The organism is Chlorobaculum thiosulfatiphilum (genome assembly GCF_006265165.1).
Lineage (GTDB): Bacteria > Bacteroidota > Chlorobiia > Chlorobiales > Chlorobiaceae > Chlorobaculum > Chlorobaculum thiosulfatiphilum.
In genome coordinates this window covers 56,445-71,208 of sequence record NZ_VDCH01000007.1, presented here as the reverse complement: position 1 = coordinate 71,208, position 14,764 = coordinate 56,445, and the positions used below count along the sequence as shown (strand labels likewise).

The 14,764-nt window shown below is 57.4% G+C and carries 9 protein-coding genes; 6 read left to right on the top strand and 3 right to left on the bottom strand.

The genetic code is table 11. The annotated features are described in order from the left end of the window. The first annotated feature begins 88 nt into the window (after window positions 1-88). On the top strand, window positions 89-343 hold the full coding sequence (locus tag FGF66_RS12925) for an addiction module protein (protein ID WP_246046583.1): 255 nt from the start codon (window positions 89-91) through the stop codon (window positions 341-343). Between the two features lie 239 nt (window positions 344-582). Beyond that, the gene (locus FGF66_RS05145; protein ID WP_211341977.1) at window positions 583-1,221 is read left to right on the top strand and encodes a hypothetical protein; all 639 of its coding nucleotides are present in this window, start codon (window positions 583-585) and stop codon (window positions 1,219-1,221) included. A 90-nt stretch (window positions 1,222-1,311) separates the two neighbouring features. Here the strand turns inward: FGF66_RS05145 and rnr are convergent, their stop codons facing one another. The 3 genes from rnr to FGF66_RS05130 all read right to left on the bottom strand — a co-directional run bounded on the left by rnr (window position 1,312) and on the right by FGF66_RS05130 (window position 5,611). Beyond that, complete coding sequence (gene rnr, locus FGF66_RS05140) at window positions 1,312-3,690, bottom strand: ribonuclease R (protein WP_170181222.1); 2,379 nt, start codon at window positions 3,688-3,690, stop codon at window positions 1,312-1,314. A 342-nt stretch (window positions 3,691-4,032) separates the two neighbouring features. After that, a complete protein-coding gene (locus FGF66_RS05135) occupies window positions 4,033-4,989 on the bottom strand; it encodes a lysylphosphatidylglycerol synthase transmembrane domain-containing protein (RefSeq protein ID WP_170181221.1) in 957 nt (318 codons plus the stop codon). A 142-nt stretch (window positions 4,990-5,131) separates the two neighbouring features. Next, window positions 5,132-5,611 carry a DUF2127 domain-containing protein gene (locus FGF66_RS05130; RefSeq protein ID WP_170181220.1) on the bottom strand — a complete coding sequence of 160 codons (480 nt, stop codon included), beginning with the start codon at window positions 5,609-5,611 and terminating at the stop codon, window positions 5,132-5,134. Window positions 5,612-5,830: 219 nt separating this feature from the next. Here FGF66_RS05130 and FGF66_RS05125 point away from each other — a divergent pair, with 219 nt between their 5' ends. The 4 genes from FGF66_RS05125 to FGF66_RS05110 all read left to right on the top strand — a co-directional run bounded on the left by FGF66_RS05125 (window position 5,831) and on the right by FGF66_RS05110 (window position 14,764). Beyond that, entirely contained in the window at window positions 5,831-7,171 is a 1,341-nt protein-coding gene (locus FGF66_RS05125; RefSeq protein WP_139456620.1) for a sigma-54-dependent transcriptional regulator, read from the top strand. A gap of 247 nt (window positions 7,172-7,418) precedes the next feature. Then, window positions 7,419-9,401 (top strand): APC family permease, encoded by a 1,983-nt coding sequence (locus FGF66_RS05120; protein ID WP_139456619.1) that lies wholly within the window; start codon window positions 7,419-7,421, stop codon window positions 9,399-9,401. A 54-nt stretch (window positions 9,402-9,455) separates the two neighbouring features. Further along, window positions 9,456-11,273: a sensor histidine kinase gene (locus FGF66_RS05115; protein WP_139456618.1), complete on the top strand. Its 1,818-nt coding sequence runs from the start codon at window positions 9,456-9,458 to the stop codon at window positions 11,271-11,273. Between the two features lie 698 nt (window positions 11,274-11,971). After that, a complete protein-coding gene (locus tag FGF66_RS05110) occupies window positions 11,972-14,764 on the top strand; it encodes a molybdopterin-dependent oxidoreductase (RefSeq protein ID WP_139456617.1) in 2,793 nt (930 codons plus the stop codon).

The following is a 14,764-nucleotide window of genomic DNA, read 5'->3' as shown; positions in this document are numbered from 1 at the left end:
CGCCCAGTTCCTGCCAGCCTGTAAGGAAGACGACTGGCAGGAGTGGATATTTTGCGCTATCTTTTGCTTTAGAGGGAAAGGTGAGCAAATGAATACAAAGCAGCTTATTGATGAAGCAGTATCATTACCCGTTGAAGAACGTGCATTTGTAGTGGATTCGCTGCTGCGCAGTCTGAACCAGCCGGATTCAGAAATAGACAAAAAGTGGGCTGTAGAAGCAAAGCGCCGTCTGACGAACGCCGTTGACCGGTACAGCCAAAATTTCATTGGCAGAATTGGATATTTTAAGCTGTTATTTTTTTGTCACTTGAAGTTCAACAAAAATAGAGGCATTTATGTTTAATAAAACCACTACTGATGCACTGTTAGCTTGGCTCCAGCTAGGTACATGGAACCATGGACATTCCTGTGATGAGGGGCGGTTCTACAATTTTATCTTGGCTGCTTGGCATGAAAATCATTCTCTTTGGAATGAGTCAACATCTTTAGAGAGTATGCTTTCACAAGCAAAATCATTGCACCCAAATTATCCGGATTTGGAAAAAGTCATAAGAAGCTACCATAAAAAAGGGACGCTAATTCTTGATTTTTTATCCTTTACAAAGTGCCGCTAAATTTCATAATGCAGGATCAACAATAATGCCCATCGCCGTTTACATCGATAGTTGTGCCTGGAACTACCTTCATGAAAATGCAATAGATTTGCTTGCAAAGCTGCCGCCATCCAAATATAAGCTATACATAACCCGTGAAGTTGAAATTGAAATTGAAGCCATTCCGGACAACGAAAAGAAAAAGGCCCTCAAAGATTACATTCGAGTAAATATCAGAAATGCTGCGATTCGGACGACTGCCGTATTCGGCTTTCAAACGATGGATCCCGATGGTACTCCATCTAAGGTACAAGTGTACGGAGGTTTTGACCAAGGAACCTTTCAATCCCCTGAAGACCGGAAATATTATGCTTCTCCAGAGGTACAAGCACAACTAATTGGTAAAAGTAAAAAGGGGTCTGGATTAAGTGACAATCAAACTGATGCATCTTTAGCGGTTCGTTCATTTCGAGCATTCATATTAACAAATGAAAATCCACAAAAGACTGGCCCATTAAAGATGGCCGCAGAAAAAGGCGGTAAAGTTGTATATCTATCTGCTCAAGTAGAAAATAGCGAACTTTCGTTGGGCCAATATTTAGAGTTTTTACTACAGAAAGCTATATGATAGCATAGAGACTCCCCCCTCCCATAACGCAGAAAACCGGACTTCACAGCCCGGCTTTCGCATCAATCCCAACTCATTCAACCCGTAACCTCACTCCAGCGTGAGGTCGATGGTTCTTCTGGTCATATCGACTTCGTGCACCTTCACTTTCAAGCGCTGGCCGATTTGCAGTTTCCGTTTTTTGCGTTTGCCGACGAGCGAGTAGGTGGACTCGTCGTATTCATAATAGTCGTCCTTGAGGTTGCGCATGTGCACCAGCCCTTCGATGGCGAAATCAACCATCCGCACGTAAATACCGTACTCGGTCGCGCCGGTGATGACGCCTGCGTAAGTGTTGCCGAGATGGGCCGACATGTACTCCACCTGCTTCAGCTTGATCGACTCGCGCTCCGCTTCGGTGGCGATTTTCTCACGCTCGTTGGAAATCTGGCAGACCGAACCGAGCATTCCGGTAATCGCCGAAATCCGCTCCGGCGAAATCTTCTTGCGCTTCTTCCTCGCACCCTCGTACTCAAAGAGCAGGCGATGCACGATAAGGTCTGGGTAGCGCCTGATGGGTGAAGTGAAATGAGTGTAGTGTTCGAAGCCGAGGCCGAAGTGGCCGTCGTTGGTCGGCGAATAGACCGCCTTCGACATGGAACGCAGCACCAGCTCGTTGACCAGGAACTCCACGTTGGTGCCATGCACCTTCTGAAGCAACTCGCGCAGCGCTTTGGCCGATACCGTGGCGCTCTCCTTGCCCTTGCGGTCGAGCTTGAGGTCGAAGCCGATCTTGCGCACGAAGTTTGCCAGCACCGTGACCCGCTCCATCTGCGGCGCGCCGTGCACTCGGTAGATCACCGGATGGGGATTCTTTTCGTTCTCGGCAAACTTCGAAGTCAGGTAGGCCGCCACCGTGCGATTGGCCAAAAGCATGAACTCTTCGATCAGGCGGTGGCTGTCGAGCCGCTCTTTCTTGATCACCTCGATCGGCTCGCCCTTGCTGCCGAGCCTGAAGCGCACCTCCTCGGTCTCGAAATCCAGGCCGCCCGACTCCATGCGCTGGGCGCGGAGCGTCTTGCTGAGGCCTTCGAGCACTTGCAGCTCTTCGAGGTAGTCGCCCTTGCCCGCATCGAGAATCTGCTGCACATCCTCGTAGGTGAAGCGGCGCTTGGAGTGAATGATCGTTTTGTGGAACTCGGACTTCTTAACCTCGCCGCTTTCGGTGATGTTGAAGAAAACCGAGAAGGCCATGCGATCCACGCCGGGATTGAGGCTACACACCTTTTCGGAGAGGCGCGACGGCAGCATCGGAATCACGCGGTCAACCAGGTAAACCGAGGTGGCGCGTTTGTGCGCCTCCTTGTCGAGCGCCGATCCTTCGGGCACATAATGCGACACGTCGGCGATATGTACGCCGATCCGGTAATTGCCCTTCGAGAGCGGCTCGATGGAGAGCGCGTCGTCGAAATCCTTGGCATCGACCGGATCGATGGTGAAGACCGTCTTGTCGCGAATGTCGAGACGATCGTCGAGATCAGCGTCGGTAATCTCCTCGCGGATGTTTTCGGCGAAGTTCAGCAGCTCGGTGTCGAAGGTTTCGTCGATGCCGAGGCCGCGCGCGATGGCGCTCACCTCAACCTGCGACTCGCCCGCCACGCCGAGAATTTCGATGACCTTTGCCTGAATCCCGCCCGTCTTGAGGAACTCGAGATCGCCGACGAGCACCTTGTCGCCAGCCTTCGCCTTTTTGGAGGCCTTGAGCGGAATGTGGATTTCGGGAAGAATCTTGCGCTGATCGGGCTTGAGCAAGATGCGGCGATTCTCGCGATGCAGCGTGCCGACCACGGTCGCGAGCCTGCGCTCGATCACGTTGACGACGAGGCCTTCGCAGCGCTGATGCGGCGACTGGCGCGACACGTAGGTTTCGGGCACCTTGGTCACGAGCACCTCGATCTGGTCGAGATGCAACGCCTGGCCAAGCATGTCGGCGCCAATGAAAATATCGTCATCGAAGCCCTCGACATCCACAAAGCCGTAGCCGTTCGGATGGGTCGTCAGCTTGCCCTGGTAGGTCTGATCGACCTTGTAGCGCTCCTTGCCAGGCTGCGGGAAGTGAGGTCCCTCGATAAGGTGCTCCTCGTAGGTGTCGGCCTCGAGGCCAGCCCAGCCGTAGCAGCGGTCGCTGTCCTTGTCGATGACGCCGTCCTCCTGCAACTTGTGCAGCACGTACCAGAAGCCCGGAAGCTGCCGGGACTCGCCGTACCCCATCTTGCGGGCCAGCTCCACCGAGCGGTAGCGCTCGCCTTCGTGGTCGGTCAAAAATGAAATGATTTCGGCGCCGAGCGAAGTTTCGCCCCGCCTGAAGAGGAATTCGTTGATCAGGATATGATCGTTCGCCCGCACCTTTTCCGTGCCATCCGGCCTGCCGGACCTGTTTTTCTTTCTCTTCTGGGGACGTGTTTTGGTAGTCTTACGGTCTCTTGCCACTCAATTACAATTGAAAGATTGGTACAAATATATTCACTCTATCATGGGAATAACTCGGCTGTTCGTCACAATCCAGAACACGAAACACCATCGCGCCGGTACTGCTTACATGAATGCAAGTTACAAATATTGCCCGGCATTGTCGCCCGGAACTCTCGGCCTTTTGCCTCGACCAGCAGGAACGGGATTGAAAAACAGGCTTAGAATTTAATAAATCGGCAACGTTTTCCGATACATTTATTATCTACGCGAGGCATCCGCACTGCATCGCCAATGATCTCTTTGCGTTGGTCTGCCTGTTCCCTTCGAGCTTTTTGCGCGCCATCAGGTTCGCTTCGACCATCACCGCAATTCGCGTCGGGTCAGCAGAAGCCCCGGAATCATCGGAAGCCAGACGGTGAAACCGCGCAAAAGCAAGGTCGCCGTCAGCGCGGTTTCGAGCTTCACGCCGAGGCTCACCAGCAATCCGGCGCAGGTCAGCTCGAAGGAGCCGAGACCCAGCGGAATCAGGCTGAGCGTGGCGACAATCGTGGCCACGACAAATGCGGCGAACGGCACCGCAAACCCCGCGGGCTCGCCAAGCGCGAAGAGCATCGCCCAGAGCGTGGCGGCGTCGAGCGCGAAAATCGCCAATTGATAGAGGGTTGCCTCGAAAAAAAGTCCCGGTTTGCGAAGCATGTCGTCCGGAACATCATCAAATGTTGCGACGACCCCGGCGATCACCGGCAGGCGCATCAGCCACAACGGCAAACCGTTTTCGATACCCCGTTTTTTCAGCAAAAGAATCGCCCCCGGCACGGTGACAACGAAAACAAAAAAGAGTCCGGCCACGATGACCGTCCAGCGGTGAAAATCGTGATGCAGCCATAAGGCCAGAAACGATGCCGCCGCGACCATGGCGAAGGCTATATAGTTAGAAAGAAGCGTAAGCAGCATCACCCCCATACCGACAGGAGCTGAAACGCTGCGTTGCCTGAAGGCATTGATGACGAAAGCGATACCGCTGATTCCCGCCGAAGGTAACGCCTGATCGGCAAACAACTTGGCAAAGGCCAGCGGAAAAAGAAGGCCGAGCGGATAAGCGATTCCATAAACGGCAAATGCGCGATGCCATACCAGCGCGAGCGAAAAGTAAGTAGCTAACTGAAACAGGCAGGCAACGGCGATCCAGAACGGATCGATATTGCCGACAAGCTGCGCGAACCGGGCAAGCTTGCCATAATTCAGCGCCACATACACAAGCGCCGCCAGCAGCAGAATACCGGGAATCAGCGCGATGAATTTGCTTCTCCTCTCCATGCCAAACGGTCTGTAAACAATCATGAAAACGCCAAACCGGTTACAAAATAAACAACGGCGCACAACGCAATTTCCCTTTGTAATCGCACCTTTACCGAAACACGTCCGGCGGGAATTTCAACGATGAAGCCGTTAAACCTTCTCAGGCTCGTTCTGCCCCGGCGGCTGCCGCCCTGCCGCGAATCAGCAGGATGAGCATATAGCCTACGATGACGAGGTTGATCGTCAGTACGCCTGTCTTCAGCCAACTGAAACCCTTGGCGAGTTCATAGAGTTCGACCGGCAGATAGACGCCGCCGCTCACCAGGGCGAAGCACTCGGCCCACCGTTTTTCAAACCAGAGTCCATACGCCTCGACAAAGCGCATGAGCGCATAGATGGCGGCGAGCATAATGAGAAAATGAAGCCGCGAGCCGGTCAGGTCGTGCATGAGCATTTTGGCAAGCGCCGGGATGTGGCTCGACGGATCGACGTTCCAGTGCGTTCTGAACTCGGCGATGATGCCGGGAAGATCGCGCGAAACGAAGGTGGACAGAAACAGCGCCAGCGAGAAGACCAGCACCCCCTTTCCCGCCTCGAACAGCGACACGGCCCGGAGACCGCCTTTCGGTTTTCCGACCAAGCTTGAGTGATTTTAACCATTTGAACTATGCATGACTGCACAAAACAAATTAAAATTTAATCCGTTCACTCCTGCTTTGCACGATAGCTCGCTTTTGACAACACAAGTTCACGTCGCCCTGGAGTCACAGCGGCAAATCCGCCATGGCGCATCCAAAACGTTGATGGATAAGTATATTGCTCTCGTTGTTTTCAACTGGACGCTCCGATTCATACCGGCATGTCATCGCTCAATATTCTCATCATCGACGACGAGGTCAACATCCGCAAGACGCTCGGCGTCTTCATGGAGTCGCGCGGCCACAAGGTCAGCACCGCGAGCAACGCGCAAAGCGCCATGGAGGAGGCGGCGCGGCACCGCTTCGATCTCGCCCTCGTCGATCTGCGGCTCGGCACGGAGAGCGGCCTCGACCTGATTCCGTCGATGGCCAACGCTTTTCCGTGGATGAAGCTCGTGGTCATCACCGCTTACGCGACCGTCGAAACCGCCGTCGAGGCGATGAAGCGCGGCGCGACCGATTACATCACCAAGCCTTTCGATTTCAACCGGCTCGACCACATGATCGCGCGAATCGCCTCGTTCTGCGAAATGGAGAAGCGGCTGACGCCGTCGTCGAAAACTGGCGAGCGCAAAACCGCCGAGCTGGAGATCGAAAGCCGCGAACCGTCGATGCAACGCGCTCTCGGGCTGGCGCGGCAGGTCGCCGCCTCGGAGGCCGTCGTGCTGATCCGGGGCATGAGCGGCACCGGCAAAACCGTGCTCGCCCGCTCGATTCACCTGATGAGCAAACGAGCGAAAGGGCCGTTCGGCGTCATCTCCTGCCCGACGCTGAGCCGGGAGCTGCTCGAAAGCGAACTGTTCGGCCACGTCAAGGGAGCTTTCACCGGAGCGCTCAGGGACAACCCCGGCAGAATCGCGGCCTGCGAAGGCGGCACGCTCTTTTTCGACGAGATTGGCGATTTGCCGCTCGCGATCCAACCCAAGCTCTTGCGCTTCATCCAGGAGCGCGAGTACGAGCGCGTGGGCGATCAGCATACGCGCAAAGCCGACGTGCGCATCATCGCCGCCACGAACACCGATCTCGAAGAGGCGGTCAGGGAGGGGCGTTTCCGGGAAGACCTCTACTACCGGCTGAATGTGGTGCCGATCGAACTGCCATCGCTCGCCGAACGACCGGCGGACATCGAGCCGCTCGCCCTCAGCCTGCTCGCCTTCTTCAGCGCCGAAAACCGCAAAAGCATCCTGGGATTTTCCGACGAGGCGCTCGCCATCTTCAGAAGCTACCCCTGGCCGGGCAACATCCGGGAGCTGCGCAACGTCATCGAACGCGCGGTCATCCTCTGCAACGCGAGCCTGATCGACGTCGATTTGCTGCCGGAGTCACTGCGAGCGAAAAAAACGTCGCTCAGACTTGGCGATCCCGTCACCCTCGACATCATCGAAGAGCAGCACATCCGCAAGGTGCTGGCCGAGACCGCCTCGCTTCAGGAGGCCGCCACCATCCTCGGCATCGACCAGGCGACGCTCTGGAGAAAACGCAAACAGCTCGGCATCCCCTGAACCATCGCCTTGCACTTTGCAAGGCCGACATAATTCGACCATTGTTTAATGCAATGAATCCGCGATTCTGACAAAACGGATCGATCCCTCAAAACCCTTGCCCATCAAGCCTCTTCGCGCTTCACAAAAATATTGGCCCGATTATTGAACGGTGATGCTGAAGGGAGTGCCGCCGGGACGGAGATGGCGAAAACATCGCCGCCGCCGTTTCGCGCTTCCCGAAGTTTTTCACCATCATCTCACGGACATGACCATCAAAACCGGACTCAGAAAAGCCAAAACCTTCTTCATCGGCGGCTCGCGCGACTTTCGGGACAGTCGCATCTTCCACGCCATCTCGCTCACGCCTTTCCTCGCGTGGGTCGGCCTCGGCTCCGACGGACTCTCCTCCTCCTGTTACGGCCCCGCCGAAGCGTTCAAGGCGCTGGCGGACCATCCGGCGCTCGGCATTTTCGTAGCCATCGCCACCGGCATCACCATTCTCATCATCGCGTCGAGCTACTCCAACATTATCGAGCTGTTTCCCTCCGGCGGCGGCGGCTATCTGGTGGCCAGCAAACTGCTCTCGCCCGAAGTTGGCATCGTGTCGGGCAGCGCGCTCCTGATCGACTACGTGCTGACCATCACCATCTCGGTGGCCAGCGGCGCGGACGCCATCTTCAGCTTTCTGCCTGCATGGATGCTGCCGTACAAGCTCTGGTTCGCCATCGCGGGGGTGCTGATGCTGCTCGTGCTGAACCTGCGTGGCATCAAGGAGGCAGTGATGCCGCTGGTACCGGTCTTTCTGCTCTTCGTCGTCACGCACCTTGTGGCCATCGCGGTTGGCATAGGTTCCCATATCGTCAATGCAGGCAACGTGTTGCACGAGACCAGCGCCGAGCTTTCGGGTTCGATTCACTCGCTTGGACTCTTCGGCACGATCTTCATCATCCTGAAAGCCTACAGCCTCGGCGCGGGAACCTTCACCGGCATCGAGGCGGTCAGCAACGGCCTGCCGGTGCTGCGCGATCCGAAAATCCAGACGGCGAAAAAAACGATGCGCTACATGGCCTGGTCGCTCTCGATCACCGTCATCGGACTCATGGCCGCCTACATCTTTCTCGACGTCAAGGACGCGCCCGGCAAGACGCTGAACGCGGTGCTTTTCGAGTCGATCACCGCCTCGTGGGGCGGCTACAGCGGCTCGGCGTTTGTCTGGATCACGCTGCTCTCCGAAGCGATTCTGCTCTTCATCGCCGCGCAGTCCGGCTTTCTCGACGGGCCACGAGTGCTGGCCAACATGGCGCTCGACAACTGGATGCCGAAAAAATTCTCGATGCTCAGCGACCGCCTCGTCACCGAACGCGGCATTCTCGTCATGGGTTTCGCGTCGTTGCTGATGATGGTCGCGTCGCGCGGATCGGTCGATTTTTTGATCGTGCTTTACAGCATCAACGTCTTTATCACTTTTACGCTGTCGCAGCTCGGCATGGTGCGTCACTGGTGGCTGGAGCGCAACGCGGAAAAGCGGTGGCTGCGCAAAATGGCGATCAACGGCATCGGGCTGGTGCTGACCACCTTCATTCTCATCTCGGTGCTGATCCTCAAATTCCACGAAGGGGGCTGGATTACGCTGCTCATCACCGGAATGCTGGTCGTGGCCGCGATGTTCATCAAGCAGCACTACGTCAAAACCTCTGAAACGCTCAAGCGCCTCGACGTGATTGTCGAAGCAGCCGCCGTGTCGGGACAGCATCCCGGAGACAAACAGCGACCCGAACCGGCGTACGACCCGAAAGGCAAAACCGCCGCGATTCTCGTCAACGGCTTCAACGGACTCGGCCTGCACACCCTTTTCAGCGTTTCGCGCCTCTTCAGCGGCATCTATAAAAATTTCGTTTTCGTGGAAATCGGCCCGATAGACGCCGGAAACTTCAAGGGCGCGGATGAGATCGGCCATCTGAACGAATACATCGCCAGCGAAAGCAAAAAATACGTCAAATACATGATGGATCACGGCTATTACGCCGAGGCGTTCACCTCGATGGGCACCGATATTGTGGAGGAGATCAGCAAGCTGGTGCCGGAAATCACGAAAAGATTTCCAGACATCGTATTTTTCGGAGGTCAGCTCGTCTTCACGAACGAATCGCTGATGGATCGCTGGCTGCACAATTTTACGGTTTTTACGGTGCAGAAAAATCTCTACAGCCAGGGCGTGCCGTTCATCATTTTGCCGGTCAGAGTATAAAAACACGTCACCGATGAAAAACGATCATCCGCGACAACACGACGGAGAAACGCCGTGGTCAGCCTGAAACACAAGCTCGCGCTTGGCTTTGGCGGATTGCTCGCCATCATCGCGGTCATCGGATTGCTGACCATTCGCCAGGTTGACGAACTTGGCAGCGCCATCGACGTCATCCTCAAGCAGAACTACCGGAGCGTCGCCGCCGCCCAGGAGATGAAGGAGGCGCTCGAAAAGATGAACATCGACGTGCTGCAATCGTTCTCCGCCGAGCATCTTGCAAACCCCGCCTCCATCGCGAGCAGCGAAACGCGCTTCCGGCAGGCGCTGCAAACTGAGCTTGGCAACATCACGCTGCCGGGCGAGAAAGAAAAAGCTGACCGGATCGCATTGCTGTTCGACAATTACATCAAGGTGATTCACGCCGTCAGCAGTGATTCGATGGCTCTCGAAAAGCGCCGCGACCTCTATTTCATGACGGCGCTCCCCCTGCTTGCGGAGATCAAGACGCTCGCCCAGCAGATTCTCGACATGAATCAGGCCAACATGAACGAGGCGAACTACGCCGCGCGGCGGCTGGCTGAATCGGCGCATAACCGCATCCTGCTTGCCATCGCCGCCAGCGCCGCGGTCGCGCTCATCTTCAGCTACCAGTCGCGCCGGTGGATTCTCAAACCGGTCTCGCGCCTCATCGCCTCGGCCAACGAAATCAGGAACGGCAACCTCGACCTGGTCATAGAAACCACGTCAAACGACGAAATCGGTCAACTCTCCCAGGCATTCAACCAGATGGCGACGAAACTGCGTCAGGTTCGCCGGGACGACGACGAAAAACTGGAGCGCTCGCGCAAGGCTACGCAACGGGTGATGAACATCCTGCCCGCGCCGATAGCGATCTTTGATCCCGAAGGGCGGGTCGATTTCGCGACGCACTCCGCCATCCGCAATTTCGGCATTGAGCCGGGCACGAGCGCAGCGCAGCTCGGCTACGACTGGCTGGCCGACCTGCTCTGGCAAGCCGTCGAAACCGGCGGCACGGTGGAGCTTTCAGGCAACGGCTACATCCAGAAGTTCATCGAAAACCGCGAGTTCTTCTTCAGGCCCGCGGCCACCGCCATTCCTCGAGCCCCCGGCGGAAACGGCAGCAGCGGCGTCGTGCTGCTCCTGCACGATATGACGCAGGCGCAGGAGCAGAAAGAGCTGAAGCGCGGCGTGGTTTCGACCGTTTCGCACCAGCTCCGCACCCCACTGACGGCGCTGCGAATGGCGATTCATCTGCTTGTGGAACAACGGGTTGGCCCGCTGAACGACAAACAGTCGGAGCTGCTTCACTCCGCGCTCGAAGAGAGCGACCGGCTGGCGGAGATTCTCGACGATCTGCTCGACCTGCACAAAATCGAATCGGGAAAATCGCGGCTGAACATGACGCCGCAAAAGCCCGAAACGCTCGTGAAAGAGGGCGTCGAGCCCTTCGTCGGCGACATGAAGGAAAAAGCCATCAGGCTGATGCTCGACATTCCGACGGCGCTTCCGGAAGTGCAGGCCGACGCGGCAAGCATCCGGCACGTCTTCGCCAATCTCCTCTCCAACGCCATCCGCTTCACGCCGAACAGCGGCGCGATAACCGTCAGGGCGCAGGCGGAGCTTGCCGGAGTGCGATTTTCGGTTGAAGACACCGGCAGCGGCATCGAACCGGAGCACCTGAAGCATCTGTTCGACCAGTTCTACCGGGTTCCGGGGCAGGACGAAAAGTCCGGCATCGGCCTTGGCCTCTCGATTGTCCGGGAGATCGTCCACATGCATGGCGGCACGGTCGGCGTCGAAAGCACCCTCGGCAAAGGCTCGGTGTTTCACTTCACGCTGCCAGAGGTATAATCGACACTCTTCAGATTTTTCAGAAACAGGGACAACCGGCAAAGAGATGATTCAGGTTTACCGATACCTTCTTTACGGGCTGATCATTTTCTTCGTGCTCGCCCTGCTGGCCAGCTTGCTCCACGCAATACTCTACCCGTGATTCGCAAAAGTCTCGGCATTCACGAAATGAAGGCTGACGGCGGCGGCGGCGCCAGGCTCGACAGGAACACCTGAATGCCGTTTTCAACGTAATTACCACTTTGGGCAATCCCTTCGCGCTCCCCTCCTGTTGCCGGACAGTCTCTTTTTCCCCGCCCGCGCTCTCCGGTTATTCCAGCATTGAAATCCCCGCGTCGGCATCTCAATGAACGCATGAAAATCGCACCCTCTATTCTGTTTTTATTTATAGCGCTATACGCCAGCGTTCACAACAAAAAGATATAACGATCATATCATTTTTCCCGCCGGAACAATAACGATTGTTGATAAAAAAACTACGGCGCGGCACACTTCAATAGTGACCTGCAAACACAATAAACAATTGTTATCAAACCAGTTACGGGAAAAATAAGTTTTGCAACCTTTTTCGTGTCACGCTATATTGGTTGCTCATCTGCCATTGAAGTATATGCGGCGGATATACATCCCTTATCCAGCTATCATTTGTTTCCCGCGAGGGAATTACGGCATTAACCACCTGTCTGAAGGGAAGATTTATGCATAAAAAAATCATTTCACGCCGTCAGTTTCTCGCGGCGGCGGGCGTACTTGGCGGCATGTCCCTGCTTCGTCCGATCTGGGGCCTGGCCACGGGCGCAAACGCAGAGGCGGCGGCGGCAAGCGGCGCGAGCACCTGGGTGCCGAGCATCTGCAACTTCTGCTCTTCGTTCTGCGACATCAAGGTGCAGACCAAGGAGAGCGATGGCGTACGCCGGATCGTCAAGATCGACGGCAACGTGGACAGCCCGCTGAATCGCGGTCGCATCTGCGCTCGCGGCCAGGCCGGACTCCACCAGACCTACGACCCCGACCGGCTCAAGCAGCCGCTGATCCGCGTCGCGGGCAGCAAGCGCGGCGAGTGGAACTTCCGCGCGGCCACCTGGGACGAGGCGTACAGCTACATCGTCAGCCGCTTGCAGAAAATCAACCCGTGGGAAACGAGCCTCGTTGGCGGCTGGACGGCCTGCGTGTCGTACATGCACTTCAGCCTCCCCTTCTGCCAGACCATGCAGATTCCCAATATCATCGCTTCGCCGTTGCAGCACTGCGTCACGGCGGGACACCTCGGCACCGACCTCGTCACGGGCAACTTCAACGTGCACGACGAGATTCTGGCCGACTTCGAGAACGCCCGCTACATTCTCTTCAGCCTGAACAACGCCTCGGTGGCGGCGATTTCGACCGCCCGCGCCGTGCGCTTCGGCGAGGCCAAGAAGAACGGCGCGAAGGTGGTCTGCCTCGATCCGCGCATGGGCGAGCTGGCCTCGAAGGCCGACGAGTGGATTCCGGTCAAGCCGGGCACCGATCACGCCTTCTTCTTGGCGATGCTGCACACGCTGCTGCGCGAAAAGCTCTACGACGCCGACTTCGTCTCGAAGCACACCAACGCGCCGTTCCTCGCTTTCAGGGACGAGAACGGTTCGGTGCACCTCGCCGCCGACGCGGGCAAGGATGGAAAGCCTTCAAACTATTACGTTTACGACGCCATTGGCGGCGGCATTCGCGCGGTTCCGGCTTACACAAACAGCAACGATAAAGCGGCGGGCGGCGCGCGCATCCAGCCCGCGCTCAACGCTCCGGCAGGCCTCGCCTGGAAAGGCCGCAAGGTCTCGACGGTGTTCGACCTCTTCGTCGAGGAGTCCGAACCCTTCACTCCCGAATGGGCGGCGGCCATCACCGACATTCCGGCCTCGACGATCCGGCGCATCTCGATCGAGTTCGGCCAGGCGCGGCCCGCGATGGTCGATCCCGGCTGGATGGGCGCGCGCTACCACCACCTCATCGGCCAGCGCCGCCTGCAGGCGATCATCCAGACGCTGGTCGGCGGCATCGACAAGCCGGGCGGCTGGATGATGAGCGGCGAGTACCACCACCGCTCCGAAAAGGCGTGGCACAACATTCAGCACGGCGTTGACAACAGCAAGGAGCCGCCGGTCGAGCGCCCCGGCATGGGCTTCGCCCACGGCCTGCTCGACATCTTCGGCAACCCGGCGGCCTGGGAGCATGGCAAGCCCGCATTGTCCTTCGCCTGGGCGATGGAGCAGCAAAAGCAGGGCAAGCCCTCGGCCTTCCTGCCCGCGATGGCCGACACCGGCCTGTACGAAGCGGTCAGGGGCGAACTGACCTTCAACGGCGAACCCTACCGGATGAAGGCGCTTATCATGAACGCGGCCAACCCGATCCGCCACTACTTCCCGGCAAAGCGCTGGGAGGAGATTCTCAGCAGCCCGAATCTCGACCTCGTCGTGGCCATCGATGTGCTGCCGTCCGACACGACGCTCTACGCGGACGTGATTCTGCCGAACCACACCTATCTGGAGCGCAACGAGCCGCTCCTCTATCCGCTCGGCCCCGAAACCGGCATCGGCTACACGACGCGCCTGCGGGCCATCGAGCCGCTCTACGACACGCGCGACACCACCGACATGCTCTGCGAAATCACGCGCCGCATGGGCAAGCTGGAGCCGTACCTCGACGGCATCGCCAACTACGCGGGTCTCGACGCCGACATGCTCAAGCGCGAAGTGAAAGCCGCGCAACAGGCCAAAAAGCCGCTCAACGAGGCGTTCCTCAAAACAGCTTACGTAGCGATGGGCAAGTTCTCCGGCAAGCTTACCGGCAAGGAGATGACCGGCGCAGAGGTCGAGGCCACCATCAGGGACAAGGGCCTGCTCTTGCTCAAAAACGCCGACGAGGTGGTCGAAGAGATGAATCTGCCGCGCAAGATTCCCGTGCCGACCATGTCGGGAAGGCTTGAGCTGTTCAGCCCGATTCTCGAATCGTTCACCGCAAAAGCCGGAGCGCAGCCGATCTTCAATCCCGTGCTCGGCTACGTGCCGCGCGTGCTCACCGAAAAGGGGGACAAGAACAATCTCGGCGCGGACGAGTTCTACTTCACCTACGGCAAGGTGCCGGTGGTCTCCCACGCCTCGACCAACAACAACAACGCGCTGCTCGCCGCGGTCACCGAACCGAAAAAAGGCCAGTTCATGGGGCTGTGGATGAACGCGACGAAGGCCAAAACGCTCGGCTTGTCGAACGGCCAGGAGGTCGAAATCACCAACCTGCGCTACGGCCCGAAGGTGAAAGCCACGCTCTTCACCACCGAAATGATCCGGCCCGACACGGTCTTTTTGCCCTCGGCCTACGGCAGCAGGAACAAAAAGCTCAGCGTCGCCGGAGGCAAGGGCACCGCGCTGAACGAACTGATGCCCTACAGCATCGAGCCGATCGCGGCGTCGTTCATGTCGCAGGAGTTCACCGTAAGCGTCAAGCCTGTAAACAGTTAA